The 25,789-nt window shown below is 50.9% G+C and carries 26 protein-coding genes and 1 tRNA gene; 17 read left to right on the top strand and 10 right to left on the bottom strand.

The genetic code is table 11. From position 1 onward, the window contains the following. Positions 1-49 precede the first annotated feature (49 nt). Positions 50-997 carry a type IX secretion system protein PorQ gene (porQ, locus tag FYJ73_RS00235; RefSeq protein WP_154532413.1) on the bottom strand — a complete coding sequence of 316 codons (948 nt, stop codon included), beginning with the start codon at positions 995-997 and terminating at the stop codon, positions 50-52. A 110-nt stretch (positions 998-1,107) separates the two neighbouring features. Between porQ and FYJ73_RS00230 the strand changes: the two genes are divergently transcribed. From FYJ73_RS00230 to FYJ73_RS00215, 4 genes are all read left to right on the top strand, one after another. After that, the gene (locus FYJ73_RS00230) at positions 1,108-1,812 is read left to right on the top strand and encodes an energy transducer TonB (RefSeq protein WP_154532411.1); all 705 of its coding nucleotides are present in this window, start codon (positions 1,108-1,110) and stop codon (positions 1,810-1,812) included. 86 nt (positions 1,813-1,898) lie between these two features. Beyond that, positions 1,899-2,873 (top strand): polyprenyl synthetase family protein, encoded by a 975-nt coding sequence (locus FYJ73_RS00225; RefSeq protein WP_154532709.1) that lies wholly within the window; start codon positions 1,899-1,901, stop codon positions 2,871-2,873. 11 nt (positions 2,874-2,884) lie between these two features. Next, a complete protein-coding gene (locus tag FYJ73_RS00220; RefSeq protein WP_154532409.1) occupies positions 2,885-3,709 on the top strand; it encodes a TatD family hydrolase in 825 nt (274 codons plus the stop codon). A gap of 151 nt (positions 3,710-3,860) precedes the next feature. After that, positions 3,861-3,948: transfer RNA gene (locus FYJ73_RS00215), tRNA-Ser, on the top strand. Here FYJ73_RS00215 and FYJ73_RS00210 read toward each other — a convergent pair. Further along, positions 3,912-4,139: a hypothetical protein gene (locus FYJ73_RS00210; RefSeq protein ID WP_154532407.1), complete on the bottom strand. Its 228-nt coding sequence runs from the start codon at positions 4,137-4,139 to the stop codon at positions 3,912-3,914. The genes FYJ73_RS00215 and FYJ73_RS00210 overlap by 37 nt on opposite strands. 66 nt (positions 4,140-4,205) lie before the next feature. Between FYJ73_RS00210 and FYJ73_RS00205 the strand changes: the two genes are divergently transcribed. The 5 genes from FYJ73_RS00205 (at position 4,206) to FYJ73_RS00185 (ending at position 7,251) form a co-directional block, all read left to right on the top strand. Next, positions 4,206-5,078, top strand: coding sequence for a MotA/TolQ/ExbB proton channel family protein (locus FYJ73_RS00205; protein WP_154532405.1), 873 nt, complete (start codon positions 4,206-4,208; stop codon positions 5,076-5,078). Then, positions 5,075-5,587, top strand: coding sequence for a hypothetical protein (locus tag FYJ73_RS00200; RefSeq protein ID WP_154532403.1), 513 nt, complete (start codon positions 5,075-5,077; stop codon positions 5,585-5,587). The genes FYJ73_RS00205 and FYJ73_RS00200 overlap by 4 nt, the downstream gene beginning before the upstream one ends. Continuing rightward, positions 5,584-6,135, top strand: coding sequence for an ExbD/TolR family protein (locus tag FYJ73_RS00195; RefSeq protein ID WP_336509557.1), 552 nt, complete (start codon positions 5,584-5,586; stop codon positions 6,133-6,135). The genes FYJ73_RS00200 and FYJ73_RS00195 overlap by 4 nt, the downstream gene beginning before the upstream one ends. Continuing rightward, positions 6,132-6,611, top strand: coding sequence for an ExbD/TolR family protein (locus FYJ73_RS00190; RefSeq protein WP_154532401.1), 480 nt, complete (start codon positions 6,132-6,134; stop codon positions 6,609-6,611). Before FYJ73_RS00195 ends, FYJ73_RS00190 begins: the two co-directional genes overlap by 4 nt. 118 nt (positions 6,612-6,729) lie before the next feature. Continuing rightward, positions 6,730-7,251 carry an Lrp/AsnC family transcriptional regulator gene (locus tag FYJ73_RS00185; RefSeq protein WP_154532399.1) on the top strand — a complete coding sequence of 174 codons (522 nt, stop codon included), beginning with the start codon at positions 6,730-6,732 and terminating at the stop codon, positions 7,249-7,251. Here FYJ73_RS00185 and FYJ73_RS00180 read toward each other — a convergent pair. Genes FYJ73_RS00180 through FYJ73_RS00170 form a run of 3 tightly spaced genes read right to left on the bottom strand, consistent with a single transcriptional unit; the run spans position 7,248 to position 11,342 of the window. After that, positions 7,248-7,739, bottom strand: coding sequence for a dihydrofolate reductase (locus FYJ73_RS00180; RefSeq protein WP_154532397.1), 492 nt, complete (start codon positions 7,737-7,739; stop codon positions 7,248-7,250). The genes FYJ73_RS00185 and FYJ73_RS00180 overlap by 4 nt on opposite strands. Next, entirely contained in the window at positions 7,736-9,148 is a 1,413-nt protein-coding gene (locus FYJ73_RS00175) for a methyltransferase RsmF C-terminal domain-like protein (protein WP_154532395.1), read from the bottom strand. Before FYJ73_RS00175 ends, FYJ73_RS00180 begins: the two co-directional genes overlap by 4 nt. Before the next feature lie 37 nt (positions 9,149-9,185). Next, the gene (locus tag FYJ73_RS00170; RefSeq protein WP_154532393.1) at positions 9,186-11,342 is read right to left on the bottom strand and encodes a glycosyl hydrolase 115 family protein; all 2,157 of its coding nucleotides are present in this window, start codon (positions 11,340-11,342) and stop codon (positions 9,186-9,188) included. Between the two features lie 180 nt (positions 11,343-11,522). Between FYJ73_RS00170 and FYJ73_RS00165 the strand changes: the two genes are divergently transcribed. The 3 genes from FYJ73_RS00165 to porE all read left to right on the top strand — a co-directional run bounded on the left by FYJ73_RS00165 (position 11,523) and on the right by porE (position 16,047). Continuing rightward, positions 11,523-12,632 (top strand): Mrp/NBP35 family ATP-binding protein, encoded by a 1,110-nt coding sequence (locus tag FYJ73_RS00165; RefSeq protein ID WP_154532705.1) that lies wholly within the window; start codon positions 11,523-11,525, stop codon positions 12,630-12,632. A 231-nt stretch (positions 12,633-12,863) separates the two neighbouring features. Further along, positions 12,864-13,922, top strand: a complete 1,059-nt coding sequence (locus FYJ73_RS00160) for a bile acid:sodium symporter family protein (protein ID WP_154532391.1) — start codon at positions 12,864-12,866, stop codon at positions 13,920-13,922. A gap of 64 nt (positions 13,923-13,986) precedes the next feature. Continuing rightward, positions 13,987-16,047 carry a PorE family type IX secretion system protein gene (gene porE / locus FYJ73_RS00155; protein WP_154532389.1) on the top strand — a complete coding sequence of 687 codons (2,061 nt, stop codon included), beginning with the start codon at positions 13,987-13,989 and terminating at the stop codon, positions 16,045-16,047. A gap of 473 nt (positions 16,048-16,520) precedes the next feature. Here porE and trmB read toward each other — a convergent pair whose 3' ends face one another. From trmB to FYJ73_RS00130, 5 genes are all read right to left on the bottom strand, one after another. Further along, complete coding sequence (gene trmB, locus FYJ73_RS00150; RefSeq protein WP_154532387.1) at positions 16,521-17,291, bottom strand: tRNA (guanosine(46)-N7)-methyltransferase TrmB; 771 nt, start codon at positions 17,289-17,291, stop codon at positions 16,521-16,523. A 273-nt stretch (positions 17,292-17,564) separates the two neighbouring features. Next, entirely contained in the window at positions 17,565-18,581 is a 1,017-nt protein-coding gene (locus FYJ73_RS00145; RefSeq protein ID WP_154532385.1) for a branched-chain amino acid aminotransferase, read from the bottom strand. Between the two features lie 105 nt (positions 18,582-18,686). Next, complete coding sequence (xseB, locus tag FYJ73_RS00140; protein ID WP_154532383.1) at positions 18,687-18,893, bottom strand: exodeoxyribonuclease VII small subunit; 207 nt, start codon at positions 18,891-18,893, stop codon at positions 18,687-18,689. After that, entirely contained in the window at positions 18,880-20,223 is a 1,344-nt protein-coding gene (gene xseA / locus FYJ73_RS00135; RefSeq protein WP_154532381.1) for an exodeoxyribonuclease VII large subunit, read from the bottom strand. The genes xseB and xseA overlap by 14 nt, the downstream gene beginning before the upstream one ends. After that, the gene (locus FYJ73_RS00130) at positions 20,220-21,629 is read right to left on the bottom strand and encodes a S8 family serine peptidase (protein WP_154532379.1); all 1,410 of its coding nucleotides are present in this window, start codon (positions 21,627-21,629) and stop codon (positions 20,220-20,222) included. Before FYJ73_RS00130 ends, xseA begins: the two co-directional genes overlap by 4 nt. 84 nt (positions 21,630-21,713) lie before the next feature. Between FYJ73_RS00130 and FYJ73_RS00125 the strand changes: the two genes are divergently transcribed. The 5 genes from FYJ73_RS00125 to FYJ73_RS00105 all read left to right on the top strand — a co-directional run bounded on the left by FYJ73_RS00125 (position 21,714) and on the right by FYJ73_RS00105 (position 25,789). Beyond that, positions 21,714-23,063: an MATE family efflux transporter gene (locus tag FYJ73_RS00125; protein ID WP_154532377.1), complete on the top strand. Its 1,350-nt coding sequence runs from the start codon at positions 21,714-21,716 to the stop codon at positions 23,061-23,063. A 15-nt stretch (positions 23,064-23,078) separates the two neighbouring features. After that, positions 23,079-23,735 carry a cytidylate kinase-like family protein gene (locus FYJ73_RS00120; RefSeq protein ID WP_154532375.1) on the top strand — a complete coding sequence of 219 codons (657 nt, stop codon included), beginning with the start codon at positions 23,079-23,081 and terminating at the stop codon, positions 23,733-23,735. Between the two features lie 12 nt (positions 23,736-23,747). Continuing rightward, positions 23,748-24,245 carry a metallophosphoesterase family protein gene (locus FYJ73_RS00115; RefSeq protein ID WP_154532373.1) on the top strand — a complete coding sequence of 166 codons (498 nt, stop codon included), beginning with the start codon at positions 23,748-23,750 and terminating at the stop codon, positions 24,243-24,245. 61 nt (positions 24,246-24,306) lie between these two features. Continuing rightward, a complete protein-coding gene (gene rfbB / locus FYJ73_RS00110; RefSeq protein WP_154532371.1) occupies positions 24,307-25,473 on the top strand; it encodes a dTDP-glucose 4,6-dehydratase in 1,167 nt (388 codons plus the stop codon). Then, the gene (locus FYJ73_RS00105) at positions 25,457-25,789 is read left to right on the top strand and encodes an RNA polymerase subunit sigma (RefSeq protein ID WP_154532369.1); all 333 of its coding nucleotides are present in this window, start codon (positions 25,457-25,459) and stop codon (positions 25,787-25,789) included. The genes rfbB and FYJ73_RS00105 overlap by 17 nt, the downstream gene beginning before the upstream one ends.

The raw sequence follows: 25,789 nt of genomic DNA, 5'->3' as shown, positions 1-25,789 counted from the left end.
TGTGATTATTTCTGTTTGCTATATATATAATAAGGAGTAGGGGACTCGATTACAGTGAAAAGGCAGCACTGCAGATCAGACTGGAACTGGAGACATGGTATTTGCCATAGCTGACTCCAATCTTCAGTCTGTTGAGGTCGATACCGCCGCCGAGCGAGAGCCCTGCGCCATGGCTGCTGTCCTTGTCGCCGTCGGTGATCTTCATCTCATCAGCGCGCCGGAAGTTATATCCCATGCCGAGCCAAAGGTTGTCGCCAAGCAGAATGTCGCCGCCAACGACGACATGGTTGAGGAACTTATAATGAGGATGGTTGAGATCCACCAGCGTCAATGAGAGCCGGAGAGGGATGCTTGAGAGTCCTTTGGTGACGCCCGCCTGCAGGTCAAAAGGCATCTTCTCATAGTTCTCGTCGTAGGCTTTGAGTTGCCCGCCAAGATTTTTGGCAGTAAGAGACACTGACAACTGATGGGCATCGTCGTAGTAGTTCAGTCCCAAGTCCACGCCGAAACCGATGGAATTATAGTCGCCGATATAGGAAGTAATCAGTCTTGTAGTGATACCGCCGGCTATTTTGTCGGTCAGCATATAGGCCAGGGTACCGTTCACCGCTATGTCGCGTGCCGAGAAATCACCGGTCTGTATGTTGTTCTCATCGGTTTGCTTCATCTTGCCATAGTCGAGATATTGCGCACCGACGGCCCAAGTAGCTCTTTCCCCGCTTGCCCAGTTAAACGCGGCACTGGCGGCTTTGACCCCTTGCATGTAACTCATGTAGTTGAGCGCGATGGTTTTCGGTGTGGATGAAGAGAGTAGAGCAGGATTGTTGGATGCCAGATTCTCGTCGTCTTCCACCAAACTCACATTGTCGCCTCCGATAGCTGCAGCGTGAGCCCCGACAGGCAGACGCAGAAAATTATACGCGGTCTCGCTTTCAGACTGTGCCCACGAAGAGGAGACGCAAAGAGCGAGAAGAATGGAGAAAGCGGCTTTTTTCATTTATTTACTCTAATTCTTTGGCAAAGATACGCTTTTTTTCGAGATTTGCAGTAAATTTGCAGTGTGAATCTTTGATGATAACGGAAAGACAGGTAGATTTATTATAAATCATGGAAACGAAGAAGAGCGACAAAGCCAATTTGGAGCAGCACCGGGGAGAGTACTTCCTCATGGGGCTGATCTTTGCGCTTGCCCTTTTGTTTACTGCTTTAGAATATACGACACGGCCGCAGAATGCTGCCGACGACAGTGATCTCTCTGACGATATGACCGAGGAGATGGACATGAAACCGGCCATGGATATGAAAGATATGATATCTGCTGCGCCGGCACCGGCTTCGAAGTCTATCACTGACAACGTGAAGACGGTGGAGCATACGAGCAACAGTACGGATCAGATAGCACCCGTTACCAGCAAGCTGCTTATCGGTGACGGACAGGGTGTGGCCAAGGATGCCAATGTCACGGAGGCTTTGCCGCAGATCACCACCAACAAGGATTCGCTGGAGGAAAAGACACTTGAGCAGTTGCCGGAGTTCCCCGGTGGCATCGTGGAGTTTATGAAGTGGCTCACACGCAACCTGCATTATCCACCTTTAGCACGGCAGCAGAAGATAGAAGGCAAGGTGGTGGTGAGCTTCATCATCAATGCGGATGGTTCGATCGCTTCACCGAAAGTGCAGAAGTCAGCGCATCCTATGCTTGACGCTGAGGCTTTGCGGGTCATCAAGATGATGCCGAAATGGAAGCCCGGCATTATGAATGGAAAGCCTTGTCGGACGATGTTTGCTATACCCGTGAACTTTGTTATTTGACAAGAACGTACAATGTAGCAGAAACAAAACCGTTGTTTACGCAATTACGAATGATCAATTTATAGATGATGAATGAGGAAATATCAATGAAGTCAGCCTCTGAACTGTTGGGAGAGGTCAATGATTTTCTGGCCCGGTTGCCCTACGACCGTCAGCCATCCAGCCTTTATGAGCCTGTGAAGTATGTGTTGTCAATGGGCGGCAAACGTATGCGCCCCGTGCTGATGCTGTTGGCTTATAATCTGTACAAGGATGATCCCGAAAACATTCTCATGCAGGCTGTGGCTTTGGAGACTTATCACAACTATACACTTCTTCACGATGATCTGATGGACAATGCTGACTTACGCCGCGGACATGAGACTGTGCATAAACGGTGGAATGCCAATCAGGCTATCCTTTCGGGTGACTCAATGCTTGTGCTCGCTTATCAGCGGATGGCAGAGTGCCCTGCAGACAAACTGCCGCAGGTGCTTGAACTCTTCACCACCACTGCTTTGGAGATTGGGGAAGGACAGCAATACGATATCGACTTTGAGACCCGTACAGATGTCAGCGAGGAGGAGTATCTCGAGATGATACGTCTGAAGACAAGTGTCTTGCTGGCCTGTGCCTTAAAGATGGGAGCACTGCTGGCTGGAGCTCCGCATGACGATGCTGAGCGACTCTATCAGTTTGGTGAACTTATTGGTTTGGCTTTCCAGTTACAGGACGACTATCTTGATGTCTACGGCAATGAGAAAGTGTTTGGAAAAGCCATCGGCGGTGACATTACCTGCAACAAGAAGACTTTCATGCTCATTAATGCTTACAATCATGCCAATGCTACGCAACGAGCAGAGTTGGACCGTTGGATCTCGTCAACAGACTTTGACAGGGATGAAAAGGTGAAGGCTGTGACAAGGCTCTATAATGAGATCGGAGTAGACAAACTCGCTCAGGAGAAGATTGCCAGTTGTTTTGAGCAGAGCAAAGGCTATCTCGATGCTGTAAAGGTAGACGAGGGCCGTAAGCAAGAGTTGCGTCAGTATGTCGAGCGACTGATGAACCGTAAGTTCTAAAATATCTTTTGATGATACCTTTTATAGATACCCACGCCCATCTCGATGGTGAGGAATTCAAGGATGACCTGCCGCAGACGATACAGCGGGCAAAGGATGCCGGGGTAGGAGCCATTCTCGTCCCCGGCATCGACGAGTCGTCTATTGCCTCTGTAATGGCTGTCTGTCGTCAATATTCCGGCTATTGCTATCCGATGATAGGCTTGCAGCCAGAGGAGGTGCGCGATGACTGGGAGCGCGTGCTCGGTGTCATGCAGCAGGAATTGGAGTCAAGTCGTAACTCTCTGGCGGCTGACGCTCCGCTTCGCTACATTGCAGTGGGCGAGTGCGGACTGGACTTCTACTGGAGCCGTGAGTTCGAACAACAGCAACTCAAGGCTTTTGAGCGTCAGGTAGAGTGGTCGGTTCAATATCAGTTGCCGCTGATGATCCATTGCCGTAAGGCGCAGAATGAACTCCTCCACATCATGAAGCCTTACGAGAAAGTGCTTCCCGGTGGCGTCTTCCATTGTTTTACAGGCAATCAGAAAGAGGCAGAAGCCTATCTGCGCTTTGACCGCTTCTGCTTAGGTGTGGGTGGCGTGTCCACGTTCAAGAGTTCCCATCTGCGTGAGGATCTGCCCGCAGCAGTGCCGTTGAACCGTATTGTTCTGGAGACCGACAGCCCCTATATGGCTCCGGTACCGCATCGGGGCAAGAGAAACGAGAGTGCTTATGTGGCTGATGTCAGGCTGACGTTGGCACAAGCCTATGGCGTGTCGGCAGACGAAGTGGCTTTGGTGACCAACAAAAACGTTGAAACGCTCTTTGGAGTACGTCCATTGGCTGTATGCTGACGGCAAAATGACAGCATGGTGGCGGTTTGGAAGCGGACAAGCGTGTTTAAAATCTTAAAGAGTCTTAAAAGCTCTTGCGTTTCGTTTGCGGTTTGCGATAAAAGTAATACTTTTGCAGTCGCTATTGCAAAATGGCATTCAAACACGAAAGGGAAAGATGCTCGAGTGGTTGAAGAGGCACGCCTGGAAAGCGTGTAAACGTCTAAAGCGTTTCGGGGGTTCGAATCCCCCTCTTTCCGCAAAGCAAGAATGGATCACGGCTCTCGTTTGAGAGACGTGATTTATTTTTTTGATTTTCTTTTTGCCCTTTTCCTTTGCCTTCTTTCGTTATCTTCCTCACGATCGCTTGATTTGTCTTTTTTGCAGTCAGAGTCCCCTTTTTCGCAGTAAGTATTAAAAAAGTTTTTTCTTTCGTCTCTATATGCTTCAAAAGTAGTATCTTTGCACTTACATAGTAAATAGTTAGCATAGATAGACCAATACATTTAAAAAAGAGATGAATAGATTGATACAGCGTCTCATTATTCTCGTGTCATTTATTTCGTGCTGCAGCCTGGCGCAGGCTCAAAAGAAAGCAGCAGCTCAGGCTACACCGACAACGCAGCAGGAGAAGGTATCCACAGACAGTGCGTCATCCAACGCTGATGACGCGGATCTCGACAGTGCTACTGCCGAGAGCATGTTGGATCAGGCAGCGTCTTCCGACGGTGGCGACGATGCTTCCTCTGACAACGGCGGTTTCTACAAAGCCTTGAAAACAAAGTTCATAGAAGGCAATGCCGGCTTCATGTCATTGGTCGCTTTGGCCTTGGTACTTGGTTTGGCATTTTGTGTAGAGCGTGTCATCTATCTGAGCCTTTCTGAGATCAATGCCAAGAAACTCATGAAGGATGTCGACGACAAGCTGATGGATGGTGATGTAGAGGGCGCAAAGACGCTTTGCCGCAACACGCGTGGTCCTGTAGCTTCCATTTGCTACCAAGGGCTGGAACGCATCGATGAGCCGATCGAAGACATTGAGCGTTCGGTAGCCAGCTATGGCTCCGTGCAGAGTTCCAACTTGGAGAAAGGCTGCTCATGGATTACTTTGTTCATAGCCATGGCTCCTTCGCTCGGTTTCTTAGGTACTGTGATTGGTATGGTGATGGCTTTCGACCAGATACAGACAGCAGGCGACATCAGTCCGACGATCGTCGCTTCCGGTATGAAGGTGGCTCTGATCACTACAATCTTCGGTATTATCGTGGCCCTGATCCTCCAGATCTTCTACAACTATATCCTCTCAAAGATAGAGCATCTCACCGCGCAGATGGAGGAGAGTGCCATCTCTTTGTTGGACTCAGTAGTAAAATATAAGTTGAAGAAATGAAACGGTTGAATATTCATCAGCTTCGGAGCTGGCCAGCGGAGAAGATTTCCTCGCGTGCACTCTACCTGCTTGTAGGCATTGCGTTGGTTATCTTTGTGCTGTTCTGGCTTGTCGGCTACGATCGTCCGTTTGAGGATGATCCCAACTTCAATGCGCCTCTGTTCACCAATGCTTTGTTGTTGCTCATGGTTCTTTACCTGATGTTGGGTATCGGTTTCTCTGTATGGTCGGTGGTCAGTTTGCTGAAGAAGCGGGGCAAGACCGAGGCTGTGGAGAATGGAATCCCCGTGAAGAAGATCGGTTACTTGGTTGCTGGTAGTGTCGTAGTATTGCTGCTGCTGACCTTTGCTTTGGGCAGTACCGCACCGATGAAGATCAATGGTGCCACCTATGCAAGTGGATTTTGGCTCAGGACATCCGATATGTTCATTGTCACGTCATTGGTGATGATGCTCATTGCGGTAGCCGCAGTCATCTATGGTGCCACAAAATATAATCGAAAGTTATGATGAATTTCCATCATCGCAGGCGTAGTGTACCTCAGCTGAATACAACGTCGACGGCCGATATTTCGTTTATGCTGCTCATTTTCTTCCTCGTTACCACCAATATGGACGTGGACAAGGGCATCACGCGCCAGCTGCCTCCACAAGGACAACAGCAGAGTGAGCAGTCCTTTGTGGAGAAAAGCACGGTACTGGATTTGCAGATCACGGGTGGCAACCGGTTGCTTGTCGATGGTAAGCCCTTTGCTGTGAACCGTCTGCAGCAGCGTGTAGAGGCCTTCGTCACACGGCTTGGAAAGCGTCATCTCATCAAGGTAAGCGTGGATCCTCAAGCCAGCTACGACATTTATTTCCATATGCAGAACCAGCTCGTCGACGCTTATCGCAATTTGCGCGACCGCCGCGCTATGGCCCAGTTCGGTCGCCGCTACGCCGCATTGTCGCAAGATCAGCGCGACAAGGTGAAAGATGAAATCCCCCAGCGCATTGCTGAGCAGTATAATGGCAGTCAGGATGCGACGCAGCCAACACAGGAAGGAGGGCAGCCATGAGCATGTTTCGTCGTAGAGAACATACGGTTCCGGGACTCAACACGGCGTCGCTGCCGGACTTGATCTTCAGTGTGCTGTTCTTTTTTATGATAGTCACGCACATGCAGAAGGTGGCCGTGAAGGTGCAGTATCGCACACCGCAAGGTACTGAGTTGACGCGACTGACGAAGAAAACCGCCGTCACCTATATATATATAGGCAAGGCTGCGGGTACGATGGGACAGGCCACTCACGGTCGTACCATGATACAGTTGAACGACAAATTTGGTTCTCCTGCCGACGTGACGGACTATGTCTCACAAGAAAAGGACAGGATGTCACCGGAAGACCAGCAGCAGATGACTGTGTCGATCAAAGCCGACCGCCACACGCCCATGGGGATCATCACAGACGTAAAGCAAGCACTGCGTCAGGCGAAGGCTCTCAAGATCAGTTATTCGGCTACACCAGTAGAAAAAGGTGCGTCTAAGCATTAAAAGACTTCTGTTGTTGATGAACTTTTAAAGTAAAAGTATCATTTGATAATATATTTGCTTATAAAAGTTGTGTATATGAAGAAAAATATGTATCTTTGTACGCAAATTAATAGAAACAATGGCTAGACACAAATTAGATGCTTTAGACAGAAAGATTTTGCAGCTTATTTCGTCAGACGCGCGCATCGCTTTTTTGGAGGTTGCCCGCGCCTGCAATGTCAGTGGAGCTGCTATTCATCAACGTATTCAAAAACTTACTCAACTCGGAATCCTCAAGGGCTCTCAGTTTATCGTAGATCCTGAGAAGATCGGCTATGAGACTTGTGCTTATATTGGTCTTTATCTGAAAGATCCAACCACATTTGACGATGTGGTGGAGAAACTGAAAAGAATTCCCGAGGTCACCGAATGCAACATCACTACGGGTGGTTACGACATGTTCATCAAGCTGTATGCCCGCAATAACCATCATCTGATGAACATCATCCATGACAAGCTCCAACCATTGGGTTTGTCGCGCAGTGAGACCATCGTCAACTTCAACGCTGTCATCGACCGGCAATTGCCGATCCCCAATGATGATGAAGATGACGACGAGGACGATAATTCTGAGTCTGAGATCAACGACAATGTAGATTAATCCTGGGAGTTAGCAAGTCTCTCAAGGAGTAGGAAGGAGAAGCCAGAGTGCTTCTCCTTTTTTGTTATCTGCCAATTTCTCATGTCTATTTCCGGGAACCAGGCATCAGCCTCTTGGGGCTCCTGTTCGACGAGGGTAGCGTAGATCTTGTCGGCAAAAGGCAGTGCTTGACGATAGATGCTTTCCCCGCCGATGATAAAGATCTCCTGCTCCTTGGCTTCCCGCTTGAGTGCTTCTTCCAAAGAATCATAGAGCACGATGTCGTGACGATGTTGCCTCATGTTTTCAGTCTGTCGTGTGATGACCACGTTGCGACGGTGGGGCAGGGCACCGTTTGGCAGAGACTCAAAGGTCTTGCGTCCCATGATGACCGTATGCCCGGTGGTGAGAGCCTTGAAGTGAGCCATATCCTCGGGCAGATGCCACGGCAGTCGGTTACGGAAGCCAATGGCCCGTTGGCGTGACATAGCCACAATGATACTGATCATAGCGCGATTTTGATTTTCCATTCTTTGGGATAGAGGTTGTTGGCACGTGAGCCTAAGTTTTTCACGAAGCCGAGTGGATGCCCCTGATAGGTGACGAGCACGTAGCCTTTAGGCATTTCTGCGGGCAGGGCAACAGCCTCTCGGTGAAGATATTGCAGTGCCTCGTGATAGTCTGCCTCCCATCTTGGGAAGGCCTCAGTGCTGAGAGCCGTAGAGAGGGCCAGGCTTTCGTCGGGCACCAGATCCTTGCCTTTTGCCGTGCCGATGGTGATGCCTGCGTGAAGAATATGCAGATACTTGGTGGCTTGGAGGTAGTATGCGTCCCACTGTTGCGGCATAGCTACCAACCGGTCTGCTACCCAGTGGAAGTTCACCGGCTCTTTCAACCATTGCTGGTAGGCGGTGGTGGGCTGCTGGTGGTCTTGTTTTCCTTTTTCCTTCTTTCTTTGTCTTGCTTCCCGCACTTTGTTTTCTTTTGCCTCTTCTTGTTCTCCCCGTTTTCTGAGTACAGCCATAAACAGGCCTTCGCCCATCGTGTAGCCAGGGAGAAAACGGCATACGGGATTGTTGCCCACTAAGGGTCCAGTGATGTTCCAACCATCCTCGACGGGTACTTTCAATACGTCAGCCCCTAAGTTGGCCGCGATCCATGCGATGTTTTCCTCATCTTCCTTCGCGTTGTAGGTGCATGTGCTGTAGATGAGAATGCCGCCCGCGTTGAGGCAGGGCCATATCGTCTCGATGATCTCCCGTTGCAGGTCACGGCATTTCTCCACGTTTTGTGGACTCCAAAGTCTGACGGCGTCCTCGTCTTTGCGGAACATGCCTTCACCCGAACAAGGCACATCAGCCAGAATCACGTCAAAGCGGAGTCCTGAGCGGGCGTAGTCCTTGGGGTAGTTATTGGTCACGATCACCTCGGGATGTCCAAACTTCTGCATGTTTTCTGACAGGATGTTTGCTCTGAACTTGACGGGTTCGTTGCAGAAGAGCAGGCTTCCTTCGGGTAGTGCCGCTCTCACGGCTGTTGTCTTGCCTCCAGGAGCAGCACAGAGGTCAAGCATTTTCACGGGTTCCGTGACATACTCTCTGATGACGTGGTCGATGAACATCGACGAAGCCTCCTGCACATAGTAGGCACCGGCATGGAGAAGTGGGTCGAGAGTAAACACCGGACGACTCTCAAGATAGTGCCCTTCGTTGCACCAGGAGACCTTATCTGTCTGCTTGATTCTTTCTCCATCGTGCCCTGGAAATGTCATGCTCTGCCGTTCTTCGTTGGTTGTCTTGAACGGGTTGAACCGGATGCTGACCGGCGAAGGCGTGTCGAGTGCCTGGCACAGACGGGTGAAACGTTCAGCTCCCATGAGCTGAAGGGTATAATCTTCAAAAGACTTAGGAAGTGTCATGTGATTGGAATGTTGAAGGTGGAAGAATCTCAGCCAGTTAGATGGCGGGCTTGACGGGGAACAAATAGAACTGTCGGTCGCGGTCATAGTCCAGCATCCACTGGTCGACGATGATGCCGTCGTCGAGAGCCTGAATGGTCAGCGTATGCGTGCCGGAGGAGAGTCTCACGTCATCGGTGCGGATGGCCTGCCCCCGGAGTACGTTTACCTTCCAGCGTTCCGACATGCCTTGTTCGCTCAGCGAATAAGTGAAAGTCGTGTCGCTGTCGAGCGTCACGCGATAGCGCAACTGCTCTTTCTTGCAGGGAAGCGTGGGTATTAAAGCCGTGCGCAGGGCAGCATTTCCCTCAGGGGCATAGAACTGAAACGAGATAGAGGCGCCCTCGGGCAGCAACACGGCCTTCATGGAATGCCCCAGCATCTCGATGGTGCTGACATTCTTTGAGGCCGAAGTATAATCACAAGCGTTTCTGACGACACAGCCATCGTCGTCCATCGGAGCGTCGATGCCGTCATAGCCGTCGTATTTCTTCAGTTCGCCGGTCGTCAGATTGTCGATGAACGTGGGAGCAAGGAAGACCTGAAGACCACGGGGTGCCATGTTCATCAGTCCGTTCCACTTGCCGTCGGCCATCTTCTCATTGTAGTAGTTGGTCAGACGAATGATGTCTTGGTAAGCCTTCCAACTTCTCACCGCCGACTCGAGTGCTTCGTCATCGTGATGAAAGCTCTCCTTTCGTCCGATGGTCCTTGCTTCCTGTGCCTGCAACTGCTTGGTGGCCATGTCGGCTGCGGCACAGACCGGATACTTTACGGCTGCGAAGAAGGCATCCTGCAACCGTGAAGGTATCGAAGCCTCGACACGGTTGATGTCGGTCTCTATTTCTTGATAGTCGTTGAGGAACCGTTCCAACTCATTGCCAAATTGCTCGGCATTGAACTCTGAGACCTGCACCGGTAGCTCGTCCATGCCGTGCTCTTTCTCGCTCAGTCCCGTTTGGTTCCATCCCATAAATTCCGGTCGGCGGAGTCCGCAGAGCCAATAGAACTTTGTCATCGGCTTGGCCAGTTGCTCACCGGCTTCTTGTCCAAACTGCTGAACGAGCCATTCTGTGAGGTGCTTTTTGAGCGCGTCAGGCCCTGTGGCGTTGATGTTCCATGCCATATCCATGAAGAGAGAGAGCGGATAGGCCGCCACTTTGGGGTCGTGGATGACGGCGATCCATTGCTGCCGGATGTCTTTGTCCCAACAGTTGCGCAGCGATTGGTAGATCAGTCCCGGTTGTGTTGTGGCCAGCCAAAGGTAATCGTGAGGTGTACCTTGGTAGCTGAGATGATACAAGAGCTTGCCGTTGTCATGCCCATCCTGTCGTTCACTGGCGGGCATATTTTGCAGATAGCCATAGCCGTCGTCGGAGTAAAACTTTCCTTTTGGGTGGTTGATGACGTTGATATCAAAGGAGTCTGCGACCTCGTTGTCGTCCTTGATATGATGGTGAGACTTGGACGACGTGGGCATTCCGGTGTATAAGGTGTTGGCGCGCAACCGGAGCATGAGCTCAAAGAGCTGATGGTAATACCTCGGCCCCAATGCGTCCTGGCGGAAATGCTTGTCGAGTTGCTGGTGGTCCCAGGCAAGTGTTGACCATTGCGTCCCCTGCAGGCTGATGCCGCGCTCGGCTACAGACGGACTCTGCATGGTCTCGTATCGGTCGCTGAGTGTCAGCCGGCTCTTATGTTCCGGTGTGACATCACCCCACCAGATCCATGGCGACACACCGGCGAGCCGTGACAGTTCGAGAATGCCGTAGGCTGTTCCACGCCCGTTGCTGCCCACGATGACGATTCGTTTTTGGCGTACGCCCAGCCAGAAGGCATCGTCATGGGTGATGAAATTCATGAAAGGCACACCGAGTTCTTTGAGTTGCTGCATGTCTTTGTTGCTGGAACGGTCGAGCTGGTAGATGTTGATGATCCCGTCACCTCCTTTCTCAGCTTTTTTACCTGTGACGGCTTTCATGTCAGCGGCGAACATGTCCAGAGCCTTGTCCACCACACTGGCGTGTTTCTTCTGTATGGAGTAGGTGACATGTCCCTTGCCATTGTACCAAACGATGTTGCCGGCAAAGAGTTGGTTGGGCGCAAAGCCAAGGGTGAGAACCAGATATAATATAATAAGGTGTATACGCTTCATGTGAATTGTCTTTTCGTTTTGTGTATCAAACAAAGATAGCTATTTTCTGTAAGGTAGCGTCTTTGCTTTTGGCTAATTTTTCTTTTTTTGAGAAGAGCTAACATAAATAATAAAAAAAATTTGTCCTTTCCACGAAATATGGCTACATTTGTAGGTGACAACCATATTTCAGACATACAAATGACATTATATCCCAAACTCATCGAACAAGCCCTGGCAACAGTCATCTATCCAGGCACGAAGAAGAATCTCATCGAGAGCGGTATGCTCGCCGACACGCCGAGCATCAACGGCATGAAGGTGAGAATCATTCTGGTCTTTCCACGCAATACCGACCCGTTCCTGCAGTCAACAGTGAAAGCTGCTGAGGCTGCTATCCATTATCATATCAGTCCCGATGTGGAAGTGACCATTCAGACAGAGTTTAAATCCGCACCTCGTCCCTCGGTAGAAAAGCTTTTGCCACAGGTGAAAAACATCATTGCCGTGAGCTCCGGCAAGGGCGGCGTGGGCAAGAGCACCGTAGCTGCCAACCTCGCCATTGCCCTGGCCAAGCTTGGCTATAAGGTGGGTCTGCTCGACACCGACATCTTCGGCCCCTCGGTGCCTAAGATGTTTGGCGTGGAAGATGCCCGGCCCAATGCTGTAGAGAAAGAAGGCCGTGATCTGATCGAGCCGATCGTGAAGTATGGCGTGAAGATTCTGAGCATAGGTTTTTTTGTGGATCCCGACACGGCAACGCTGTGGCGTGGCGGCATGGCTACCTCAGCATTGAAGCAACTCATCGCAGACGCTGACTGGGGTGACCTCGATTATTTCGTGCTCGACACGCCACCGGGGACTTCCGACATCCATCTGACTCTGTTGCAGACGCTCGCCATCACCGGTGCCGTCATCGTCTCCACACCGCAGAAGGTGGCACTGGCCGATGCACGCAAGGGCATTGACATGTATCGCAATGATAAAGTCAACGTGCCCATCCTCGGTCTCGTGGAAAACATGGCATGGTTCACACCGGCAGAACTGCCAGAGAACAAATACTATATCTTTGGCAAAGACGGTTGCAAGAACCTTGCTAAGGAGATGGGGTGCCCATTGCTGGCGCAGATACCTATTGTGCAGAGCATCTGCGAGAGCGGCGATGCCGGTGAGCCGGCTGCCGTGAATGTAGACTCCATCGTGGGACAGGCTTTCCTGAATCTGGCACAAGCAGTGGTCACTACCGTCAACGTGCGCAATAAGAAACTGCCGAAGACCAAGATCGTGCAAGTCAACAACGGCAAAGAATAGCATTGCCTTTCCTTCAAAAATCTCAAAGCCCAACCGTCGGTGTTGGGCTTTTTTGTGCTCTGAGGTATCAAGAGAATGGCAGAATCTGCAGTTCTTTAGTGCTAATTCTGATGAAAACATACTTTTCAGAAAGAAAAACTTATGTTTTATTACTCTATTATCAAAAATAGTTGTAACTTTGCACCATCTTTCGAGAAAAGATAATAGATTGTTATAAAACAAAAACGTCTTATGGTTAAATCGTTAGTATCGTTTTCAGGATGGCTGGCAAAGAATGCTACAGCCTTTGTGATTGGTATCGCTGTGTTTACTTTCTTTTTCCCCCACATCTTTGATTGGGTACGTGGCAACACGCAGACGGTCATTCTGGGTATTATTATGCTGACCATGGGACTGACCCTGACCACCGATGACTTTCGCATTTTGGCCCGTCGGCCTCTCGATATCTTCATAGGTGCCTGTGCCCAGTTCATCATCATGCCGGGTGTGGCTTGGACGCTGGTACACGTGTTTCATCTTGAGCCAGCCCTGGCTTTGGGCATTCTGTTGGTGGGTTGCTGCCCCGGTGGCGTGTCGAGCAATGTGATGTCATATCTGTGTCATGGCGATGTGGCGTTCTCGGTGGGTATGTCGTGTGCCTCCACTTTAGTAGCGCCAGTGATGACTCCTCTGCTCATGCAGTTTCTTGGCGGACAGATTATCGCCATCGACACCGTTGGCATGTTTGAGAATATTATCATTGTGACGATCATACCTGTAGCCGTAGGTTGCGCGCTGAACTACTTCTTCAGTCGCCGCAGCTTCTTCCCCACGCTGCAAGGGTTGATGCCCGGACTGAGTGTCACGTGTCTGGCGATCATTGTCGGTGGTGTGATCTCCGCCGTTCATGACGATCTTGTGGCGCGTGGCTTTGTGCTGTTCATCTGGACCTTTGCTGTGGTGTTCTGTCATAATTCGCTGGGCTATCTTTTGGGATGGTTCGCCGGACGCTTGGCAGGTTTCAACGTGGCCAAGAAGCGCACGATTTCCATCGAGGTGGGTATGCAGAATGCCGGACTGGCCACCGTGCTGGCTTCCAACTTCTTTGCCGCTCAGCCGCTTACGCTCCTGCCTTGTGCCATCAGTTGTGCCTGGCATAGCATCTCCGGTACGATTCTGGCAGGACTCTATCTGCGTTGGGACTTGCGCCATCCGGCTGCAGTCCAGGCTGCCGAGGCCGAGCGCGCTGCTCAGATTTCCGGGTCTGTGAGTGCTGAGGCCGTTGAGCCTGAGGCTGTCACGACGAAGTAGGCGTAGACATGTCGTTTGACACTCTTTGGAACAATATATGAGTGTCTTCTCCGTTACTAAGGTAATGAAGAAGACACTCTTGTTTTTTATGATATTATGGCTGGTCACCTCCTGTGGTGCTGACCTCAATCTCCGTCGGGGCGAGAAATATCTGGCTCTTGGCGAATACTACGATGCAGCCAACGAGTTTCGGCAAGCTTATCAAAAGACTCCTGCCAAGGAGCGGGCCAAGCGCGGACAGATAGCGCGCAAGATGGCGATGTGCTACGACAAGAGCCTGCAGACGGCACGAGCACTGGCGGCATGGCGCAATGCCATACGCTATCAGCAGGCTGATACGGCGGACCGTCTGGCCTTTGCACAGACGTTGATGAAAAATGGCAATTACCGGGAAGCCGAAGAGCAGTTTCAGCTCGTGCTGGACTCACTGCCCCACGACAAGCTGGCGCGTGACGGACTCTTTGCAGCCCGCAAGGCTCCCGACATCAAACAGCTGGGTAGCCGCTATACGGTCAAGCGCATGGAGGTGTTCAACTCCCGCCGGGCCGACTACTGTCCCATGCTCTTTGGCGACGAGTATGACCAGCTCTACTTCACCTCCACCCGCAACGAGGCCCAGGGCGATGAGCTCAGCGGCATCACAGGCACCAAGCCGGGCGACATCTTCTTCTCCCAGAAGGACGACAAAGGCAAGTGGTCGAAGCCTGAGGATGTCAGCGGCGGCGTGAACACAGCCTATGATGAGGGTGCTTGTTGCTTTTCTGCTGATGGCCGTGAGATGTTTCTCACGCAGTGCGTCACAGATCCTTCTTATCCCCGCTATGCTCAGATCGTGAAGTCAAGTCGTTCCGACGCGGCTTGGGGCAAGGCCACAGAGGTGAAGCTCACTGGCGACACGCTGTCGAGTTATGCCCATCCGGCTATCTCGCCCGACGGCGAATGGCTCTATTTCACGAGTGACATGCCGGGAGGAAAAGGCGGTCTCGACATTTGGCGCGTACGCATCACACCGGCAGGATACGGTGGCGTGGAGAACCTCGGCGAGCCTGTCAACACCCCTGGCGACGAGGCTTTCCCGACATTCCGTCCCAATGGCGACCTTTATTTCTCCAGCAATGGCCATCCCGGTCTTGGAGGTCTTGACATCTTCATCGCCAAGGTAGGCAAGGACGGACGTTATCATCTATCCCATCCCGGCTATCCGCTCAATTCCCAAGGCGATGACTTCGGCATGACCTTCGAGGGTCCTTACAACCGTGGATTCTTCTCCAGCAACCGTGGCGACGCACGTGGCTGGGATCATATCTACTCGTTTGTCAACCCGGAGATCATGCAGACGGTCAAGGGGTGGGTCTACGAGATGGACGGCTATGAGCTTCCTGCCGCCCAAGTCTATGTCATCGGCGATGATGGGACCAATGAGAAGATGAGTGTGCACAGCGACGGATCGTTCACCAAGGTGTTGGATCCCGGTGTCAGCTATCTCTTTCTTGCCACTTGCAAAGGCTATCTCAACCATCAGGAACAAGTCAAGGCACTGGTCAATCCAAAGGAAAGCCGCGACACAACCTTGCAGTTCGCCTTGGCAAACATCTCTGCGCCGACACTCATCGACAACATCTTCTATGATTTCGACAAGGCTACGCTGCGCGACTCGTCCAAGACGGCTCTTGATAAACTGGTGGCTCTGCTCAACGAAAATCCCCATGTGACCATCGAGCTCAGTGCTCACTGCGACTATAAGGGTTCTGCGGAGTACAATAAACGTTTGTCGCAGCGACGTGCAGAAGCCGTAGTGGCCTATCTTATCGCCCATGGCATCGCTGCCGACCGACTCACGCCGGTGGGTTATGGCAAGGAGCGCCCAAAGAAGATCAAGAAGAAGTTGACCGAGAAATATCAGTGGTTGAAAGAGGGCGACGTGCTCACGGAAGATTTCATCAAAGCACTCAAGGACAAGAAAAAAGAGGAGATCTGCAACCAGCTCAACCGCCGTACCGAGTTCTCTGTGCTGCGCACTACCTATGGACTCTTCGATAAGAATGGCAAACTCAAGGAGACGCCTAAGCCCAAAAAGACTGAGGACAAGCAGGACGACGGTGGCGTGTACTTCGACCTGCAGTAAAGTGAGGGAGAGGTGTCGTTCTTGGATTTACTGGAATTGGGTTGAATTGATAGAGTCTACAATGCGGCGTAAGGAGAAGACTTTGTCTTGTAAACTGACATTTTTCGGGCCTTGAGATTCGTTTCTTTGAAATCAAAGTGTCCTTTGACCTAATTTCTGCCAAAATAAGCGATTTTTATAACTTATTGATGTATAATGAGTTATAGAAAATTAATTTTTCACATTGGATGAAACCTATGTTTTTACACGAAATTCTCTAGAGAATTTCGTGTAAAAACACTGTTCTGACTTGATGAAACCAGTGATTTGAGAGGCAGAAACAATAAGTTTGATGTGGTCATCTCACTTGTTTGTGCGTGAAAGAGTAGTTTTTTAGTGGGTCTGCTCTGGTTTTCCGCGTTCTTGACTCTCTAGATTGCAAGTTCAACTCGACTGCTTTTTGTTTAAAAAAGCGACATATCTTTCTTGACGTATTATCGAGCCGTCTCCTTGCTGCTGCGTTTGCTTCTGTGGTAGCTGCGGTATTCGTCGAGTGGAATCTCCACTTCGGGTTCCACGAGTGTGCCTTGTTTAGGCAGATGGAAGCGCAGGTAGCGGATGTTCAGTCCTCGTTCCATCCACATCTTTTCATAGTAAGTCTGTATGGTGAGCAGTGGTGTGCCCACGAGCGCAGCGGGGGTAGCGTGGTAGAGATCCTCTGTGCACATATCCACGGGCAGTTGGTTTTTCTCCACCATCAGCCGCGTGTAGGTGAAGAGAAAATTGGAGTCGGTCTTCAGATGCACCAGTCCACCGTCGACGAGAAAGCGGCGGTAGCGTTCCATGAAATAGGTGGAGGTGAGTCGCTTGCGTGGATTTTTCATCTGAGGGTCAGAGAATGTCAGCCAAATCTCCTGCACCTCATCCTCAGCAAAGAAGCGGTCGATGATCTCAATGCTTGTACGCAGAAATGCCACATTGGTCATCCCGTCCTCCAAAGCCAGTTTGGCACCCGTCCACATGCGTGCGCCCTTGATGTCCACACCGATGAAGTTGACGTCGGGGAAGAGTTTTCCCAGTCCTACGGTATACTCTCCCTTGCCGCAGCCAAGCTCCAGCACGATGGGATTGTCGTTGTGGAAATACTGCTCGCGCCAGTGTCCTTTCATGTCGAAGGGCACATTGTCGATGACGGAGAACGGATACTCGAAGACGTTGCTCATCGCCTTCATCTCTGCAAACTTGGCTAACTTACCTTTTCCCATATTTTGGAATACTCCAGTTTCTTGTTTCTTGATAAAAATTGATATAAAAGGAAGAGTCTGCTTGTCCCCTTCCTGTGATAGCTTATCGTCTTATTACGTGCAAATATACGGTATTTCCCTGAGATAGGCAAGAAGAGCAATGGAATTTTGTCTTGTAGGGGACGAAGAATTGTCTTTCCCCAGATTCTTGCTAAGAGAATAGGCGGTATAGAAACAAAAAACCGGGCAAGAAACTTGTCCGGTTAAGTATATGGGTAATCATCTGCTTGATGCTTACTCGATGACAACGGTAGTCCAGCCGTGCTTGTCCTCTACGGTGCCGTACTGAATACCACGCAGCGTGTTGTAGAGCTTGGTAGACCAGGGGCCCGGCTTGTCGCCGAAGACATATTTCTTGCCTGTGTCGAGGTCGTCGAGCTCAGAGATCGGTGAGATCACGGCTGCTGTACCGCAAGCGCCAGCCTCCTCAAAGGTAGGCAACTCTTCCTCGGGAACCGGGCGACGCTCAACCTTTAAGCCCAGATCCTCAGCAATCTGCATGAGACTCTTGTTGGTGATAGAAGGCAGGATAGACGTGCTCTTCGGTGTGATATAAGTGCCATTCTTGATACCAAAGAAGTTGGCGGCACCGCACTCGTCGACGTATTTCTTTTCCTTGGCGTCGAGATAGAACTCACTGCCATAGCCTTTGCCGGCTGCGTACATGTGGGCACGCAGGGAAGCAGCGTAGTTGCCGCCGACTTTGTAACGGCCTGTACCCAGTGGAGCGGCACGATCGTAGTCGCGGACAATGGCATATTTGTTGCAGACAAAGCCCCCCTTGAAATAAGGACCTACCGGTGTGACAAAGATCATGAACAGATATTCCTTGGAGGGATGCACGCCCACTTGTGCGCTCGTACCGATGAGCAGCGGACGGATATAGAGCGTGGCACCGCTCTCATAGGTGGGGATATATTCTTGATTGAGGCGTACGACTTTCTTGACCATCTCTTCAAACAGCTCTGTCGGCACCTTTGGCATGACGATACCCTCGCAGGTGCTCTGCAAGCGCTCAGCGTTATCCTTGACGCGGAAGATGCGTACCTTGCCGTCGGGGCAGCGATAAGCTTTCAGTCCCTCGAAAGCCTCCTGACCATAGTGGAGGCAGGTGGCTGCCATGTGAAGCTTCAGGAATTCGTCGGAGCAGACCTCTATCTCGCCCCACTTACCATCACGATAGTAACAACGAACATTGTAGTCTGTCTTCATGTAACCAAATGACAGATTACCCCAATCTAAATCTTTCATACACAATACGTTTTAAATTGCTTTCTTATAATTTAGTGCAAAATTACACATAATAGTTGTAATTTGCAACTTTCTAATCTTGTTTTTTGAACAGATCGCGAAAAATTATGCATTAGGTGCATCTTTCGCTTCCTCTTGTATCTTTTGTATCTCAGCGTCGGTCTTGGTGAGCCGGTCGCGGCAGAGCTTGAGCAACTGTTGGGCTCGCTTCAATGCCTCGGGCATTTCGTCGATGTCCAACTCGTTGTTTTCCAATTTCTCTACGATGTCTTCCAGTTGTCGGATGGCATCCTCGTATTTAATTGCTTTCATGATCGATGTGTGATGGTTTTACGGATGTGTTTTGATGTGATTTCACGATAGAGGAAACAGACCCTTGGGCGAAGCGGGTCACGATGGTGTCGCCCTCTTTGAGGGTGGAGGCATCGCGGATGGCTTTGCCATGAAGAGTTGTCAGGCTATAACCGCGTTGCAGGATGATCTGTGGATCCACGGCCTTCAATCTTAGACCGTACTGTTCGAGCCGGTGCTTCTCTGTACTGAGTCTCTGCGTGAGGGCTGGCAACGTGTGTCCATGAATCAGCTCAAGATGGTAGCGTGCCTGAGAGAGCTGTTGCCGCATGAGCGAAAGGATCTGCTGTGACAACCGGTCGATAATTGCTCCCTGACGGGTTTTGACAAGGGAAAACAGCATTGGGATGCGGTGGGTGAGGTGGTCGAGACGGTTGTGCTCTTGCTGCATACGCGTGTTGACATACGTCACGGTGCGTTGCCCGAGCAGTTGTAAGTGGCTGTCGGCCGCCGCTAAGTGGTCGATGAGAAAGGCTGCTGCTGCTGTCGGCGTTTTCACCCGTTGGAACGAGATCATGTCGAGGATGCTCTCGTCGCGCTCGTGTCCGATGCCCGTGATGATGGGAAGGGGGAAGTTGGCCACGTTTTCGGCGAGTGCCAGCGTGTCGAAGCCGCTCATGTCGGCAGTGGCGCCACCACCACGGATGAGCACTACGGCATCGAAATCGTCGGCCCGGTCAAAGATGTCATTCAGTGCATGGATGACACTGCTCTCGACTTGCTCACCCTGCATGATGGCTGGGAAGAGCGTGTAGGAGAAGTAGAAACCATAGTCGTTGTTGTCGAGTTGATTGCAGAAATCACCGTATCCGGCAGCCTGTTCACTCGAGATGACAGCGATATGTTGGGCAAAAAGCGGAAGCTCCAACTGCCGTTGCAGGTCGAAGACTCCTTCCTCCTTGAGCTGTCGGATGATTTCTTGTCGCTTACGGGCCATGTCGCCCATCGTGTAGGTAGGGTCAATGTCCTGGACTATCCATGAGAAGCCATACGCCTCATGGAAATTGGCAGTGACATGCAGCAGTACTTTCATGCCTGCGTGGAGCGTTTGCCCTGTGACCTGCTCAAAGCGCGGTTTGAGCCTCATCCATACACTGTGCCAACATTTTGCCGAGGCGCGTGCCACAGGCGTGGCGGATAGCTCGTCTTTCTGCACCAGTTCCATGTAGCAGTGCCCACGCACTTCACGAGCCTCAGACACTTCGGCTTCGACCCAATAAGGTCTGTCGAGCGTAGCCGCGATGACACCTCTGACGAGATTGTTGAGTTCGTATAGGGTTAAGGCTTTCATTGTCGGGGCATGGGTATGGTTGTGCGTTGGCTTTCCAAGATCTGGTTAAAGTCCGGAATGCCATAGCCGAAGATGTTGTCGGGATGGCTGTAGCGGTTGCCGGCTTTCTTGACCATATCGATAATCTCGTAGGCGGTCTTGTCGGGCATGGCCTGCCACAGACACGCCACCATGCCGCAGAGGATGGGCGAGGCAAACGATGTGCCGTTGGCATGGATGATCTTTCCGGCTCCGCTGACTACTGTAGCCCCCACGCCAAGAGCCGCCACGTCGGGTTTCACGCGTCCGTCGATAGAAGGTCCGAGTGAGGAGAAGAGCGCGTTGACACTGTCGTCGGAGAGTGCTGCCACGGAGAGAATGTCAAAAGCGTCGGCGGGACAGCCGATGCGCTTCCAGAACTTCATGCCCTCGTTGCCCGCGCTGCACACGAGCACCATGCCCCGGCTGGCCAGTGTGGAAGCAGCGCGGGAGATGAGTTGTGTCTTTCCGTCTTGGTCGCGATAGCGGATGCTTGTGTTTTCGTCGTCAAAGATGGTGTAGCCCAGCGATGAGTTGATGATGTCGGCACCCACGGAATCAGCGTATTCCGCTGCCTGCGCCCAGTAGTCTTCCTCCACGAGCTGCTCGCTGCGTCCGTCCTCACTGCGCAGCAGCAAGTAAGATGCGTCGGGAGCCGTGCCGATGAATACACTGTCGACATTGGAAGCCATGGTGGAGAGCACCATTGTGCCGTGGCTCAGCAGATGGTATACGTTGTCGTCGTAAGGCCACACACAGTCGTGTTGCCCGACGATGTTGAAGTGATAATGGCGTGCGAGTTTGTCGGCATTCATATATCCGCCGTCAATGACGGCAATGAGCATGCCCTTGCCCCGAAAGCCTGCCTGATGGATCTTGCGGCCGTTGAGCATGTCGAGCTGGATGGCTCCGCGACCATAGAGATCGCCGGAGGCTTTCTGTCCAAGAGCCTCTTTGTTGATGTCGTCGGGAAGCATCACGGTCGTGGAATCGGGAGCCTTGAATACACGAATGGAACTCTTGACATAGGGTAGGGTGCGCAGACGAGCCATGATAGTGGTGTCCTTGGTGCGGACGAGTACAGTGTTGTTCCATTTGCTGCCGCCGATGACTTGTGCGCCTTCGTTTCTGAGCCCGTTGAGATAGACTGCCGACAGGGGCAGGTCGAGCGAGTCGATGGATATGTGTTGGCGCTCACGGCGGAGAAGAGCCTTTTGGGAAAGATACTTCTCGGGATGGTCAAGCGTACCGGGCGAACCCTTCTTGTCGGTTAAGGAAAGACGGTAGATATAGAATTTGCCACCAGGATATGCAATGCGTCCCTTTGCCGCAAAAGCACCGAGGTTTTGCAGTAAAAAGAAGACAATGATGGCTACGACGTTGCGCATAAAACTAAAAAACTATTGTTTAGAATTGCAAAAGTACGTGGAAAAAGGCAAAACTCCAAATATTTTTCGTACTTTTGCAATTATATGGAAGCAGATAATAAGAAAGAGACATTGGCGCTGGGCACAAAACCCGTAGGGCATCTGTTGTTGCAGTATGCATTGCCGGCAATGGTGGCAATGACGGCAGCTTCGCTCTACAACATCATCGACCGTGTGTTTATCGGTCAGGTGGTGGGTCCGATGGCTATCTCCGGTCTTGCCATCACCTTTCCCTTTATGAACCTTGGCGCCGCTTTCGGTGCAGCAGTAGGTGTCGGTTCGTCTACTTCTATATCGGTGAAGCTTGGACAACGTGATTATCAGACGGCAGAACAGCTTCTTGGCAACACGGTGACACTCAACCTTATTATAGGAGTAGCCTTCTCCGTGGTCAGCCTTATCTTCCTCGATCCCATTCTTCGCTTCTTTGGCGCAAGCGACCATACACTCCCGTATGCACGTGCCTTCATGCAGATCATCCTGTTGGGCAACGTCGTCTCTCACATGTATTTTGGCATGAACGCCGTGTTGCGTGCAGCGAGTAAGCCACGCAAGGCGATGATGGCTACTATCATGTCGGTGGGCTTGAACATAGTTTTTGACTTCATCTTCATCTATTGGTGGCGTTGGGGCATACGGGGAGCAGCCTTGGGAACTGTTGTCGCCCAAAGCATCGCGCTGACGTGGCAGATGAAGTTCTTTGCCGACAAACGTCAGTTGCTCCATCTCAAGCGGGGCATCTATCGTTTGAAGGGAAGTCTGGTGAAGTTGATTCTGAGTATAGGTGTCTCTCCTTTCCTGATGAACGCCACCGCCTGTGTCATTGTCATCTTCATGAACAACCAGTTGGTGCGCTATGGCGGAGACCTGTCCGTCGGCTCCTATGGCATCGCCAATGCGTTGAGCATGGTGTTTATGATGTTTGTCATGGGACTCAACCAGGGTATGCAGCCAATAGCAGGTTATAACTATGGCAGTCAGCAGTTCGACCGTCTGCGTCGTGTAGTAGACATCTCCATTATGGCTGGCGTGTGTATCATGACGGTGGGCTGGCTGGTAGCAATGTTTCTGCCGCATGCTGTGGCACGTTTGTTCACGAGCGATCCGCAGTTGATCAAGATGTCAGTGAAGGCCATCCGGCTGAACATGCTGGTATTCCCTGTCGTGGGAGCGCAAATGGTGATCACGACATTCTTCCAATGTATAGGAAAAGTACAACTAAGCATATTCCTCTCTCTTTCCCGACAACTGATCTTTCTCTTGCCTTTGCTGCTGGTGTTACCGCTGTTCTTCGGAATTGACGGTGTTTGGTATGCCTTACCGGCTTCGGACTTTATTGCGGCAGTGATGGCGGGTGTGACCATGATTTGGTTTGTCAGAAAATCTAATATGTAAAACAACTGACTCGACATGGAGGACAAGAAGATAATCATTAACATTGGCCGGCAGATAGGTTCCGGTGGCCGGATCATCGCCCGGCAGTTAGCAGAACAGTTCGGCTGTAAGTTTTACGACAAGGAACTTCTCAACTTGGCTGCCAAGGAAAGTGGATTCTGTGAGAAGTTCTTCGAGCAGAACGATGAGCATAAAGGTTTCCTTCGTTCTCTCTTTCATATCCACGGTTCACTCTTTGGCGAGAGTCCTTATTACAAAAATGAGTTCTCGCAGGAAAGCCTCTATCAGTTTCAAAGCGATGCCATCCGCAAGGCTGCCGAAGAAAGCAGTTGTGTCTTCGTGGGACGTACTGCTGACTATGTGCTTCGGGATATGAAAAACACGGTGAGCATTTTTATCTCTGCAAATATCGACCAGCGGTTGCAGCGTGTCTGCAAACGGCATGGTCTCGACAGGGCAAACGGACGGAAATATATCCACAAGCATGAGGAGGAGCGCGCATCCTATTATAATTACTATACTGGCAAGACGTGGGGAGCAGCGGAAAGCTACGACCTGTGTATCAACTCCAGTGTACTCGGGATGGAAGGTACTTTGGATTTTATCACCCGGTTTATCCGTAAACGTTTTGACTTGCAGCAGCACGAGATTCATTCTGAAATAAAACCTTGACACAGACAATCTATGAAAAGAATAGCGATCATCAGTGATACACATGGCTTTTGGGACGAGAAGTATGTCACCTATATGGCAGATTGTGATGAGATCTGGCATGCAGGTGACATCGGCAGCCTGTCGCTGGCCAACGCCTTTGAGGATATGCATCCACGCTTTCGGGCAGTCTGTGGAAACATTGATGACGTGGACGTGCGTGCACGTTATCCTGAGATCCTGCGATTTAAATGTGAGGAAGTGGATGTATTGATGAAGCATATCGGCGGTTATCCCGGTCATTACGATCCCTCGGTAAGAGACATGCTGCGACGCAATCCGCCACAACTCTTTGTCGATGGGCATTCTCATATATTGAGAATCATGCCTGATAAGAAACTGGACCTCCTTCACATCAATCCTGGTGCCGCAGGAATGTCGGGATGGCAATTGGAACGAACGATCGTCAGACTGACGATTGACGGGAACGATTTCCGTGATTGCGAAGTCGTGAAGTTGGGCACACGATAGCCTCCCTATATATAATAAGGTGTAGCATTCAAAGAATAGACAATATTTTAATAAGCATCATATGAAAACTTATCTTGTGACAGGAGCCGCTGGATTCATCGGCTCAAACTTCATCAAGTATCTGCTCCACAAAAAGTATGTGAACGAAGACATCAAGGTGATTATCCTCGACGCATTGACCTATGCCGGAAACCTTGGTACCATCAAGGACGACATAGACAATGAGCGTTGCTTCTTTGTAAAGGGTGACATCCGCGACCGCGAGTTGGCGGATAAACTGTTTGCTGAGAACGATATTGATTATGTTGTTAACTTTGCAGCTGAGAGTCATGTCGACCGTTCGATAGAGGATCCCCAGCTTTTCCTGAGCGTGAACATTCTCGGTACACAGAATTTGATGGATGCTGCACGGCGTGCATGGGTGACGGGTAAGGATGCGCAGGGCTATCCTACTTGGAAACCTGGTAAGCGTTATCACCAGGTTTCCACCGACGAGGTTTATGGAGCATTGGGCCAGACTGGCTATTTCACGGAGACCACGCCACTGTGCCCGCATAGCCCTTACTCTGCCAGTAAGGCGAGTGCCGACTTCTTTGTACAGGCTTATCGCGATACCTACCACATGCCGGTGAGCATCACACGCTGCTCCAACAACTATGGTCCGTACCATTTCCCCGAGAAGCTCATTCCGTTGATCATCAACAATATTCTGCACGGCAAGAAACTGCCTGTCTATGGCGAGGGACTCAATGTGCGTGACTGGCTTTACGTCGAAGACCATTGCAAAGCCATAGATCTGGTTGTGCGTGAGGGCAGAGCCGGTGAGGTTTATAATGTCGGAGGCCACAACGAGATGAAGAACATCGACATCGTGAAGCTTACCATCAAGACAATCCACGACATGATGGCTGCCGACAAGAACCTGCGCCAAGTGTTGAAGAAGCAGGTCAAGGATGCTAACGGTGACATTGATATCAGTTGGATCAACGACTCGCTCATCGAGCATGTCGCTGACCGTCTCGGTCATGACGCGCGTTACGCCATCGATCCGACAAAGATTAAGACCGAATTGGGATGGTATCCTGAGACGAAGTTTGCCGACGGTATTGTCAAGACGATCAAATGGAATCTCGAAAATCAGAAATGGATCGAGGAGGTCACTTCGGGTGACTACCAGAAATACTACGATATCATGTACGGAAAGGAGCGTCATGGACGCACTCTCTAATCGCTTAGCTGCTTTTCTGCGACTGATGCGTTCATCGGCTCTGCTCATCACGGATGGTGACAGAGCCAACATGGATGTACTGCTCACAATGCTTGGTGCTCTTGACAAAGATATCGTCGAGAGCTATTTCGGATTGAGAAATCAAGCCCCGCAAAGTGTGGAGCAGTTGGCCGCTAAGCATCATATCAGCGTTGAGCAGATGCAGCATATCATTGACACAGACCTGCGTCGCATCGCCATCTCTCCAGAGTGGCAGATGATGTGGCGCAAGTTGCCCGAGTTGGTGAAAAAGCGTGCTGAGGCTATGCATCTATGA

The sequence above is a fragment of the Hallella mizrahii genome (genome assembly GCF_009695775.1).
In the GTDB taxonomy this organism is placed as follows: Bacteria; Bacteroidota; Bacteroidia; order Bacteroidales; family Bacteroidaceae; genus Prevotella; species Prevotella mizrahii.
The sequence above is the reverse complement of the archived record's forward strand: the minus strand, read 5'-3'. Positions and strand labels throughout refer to the sequence as shown.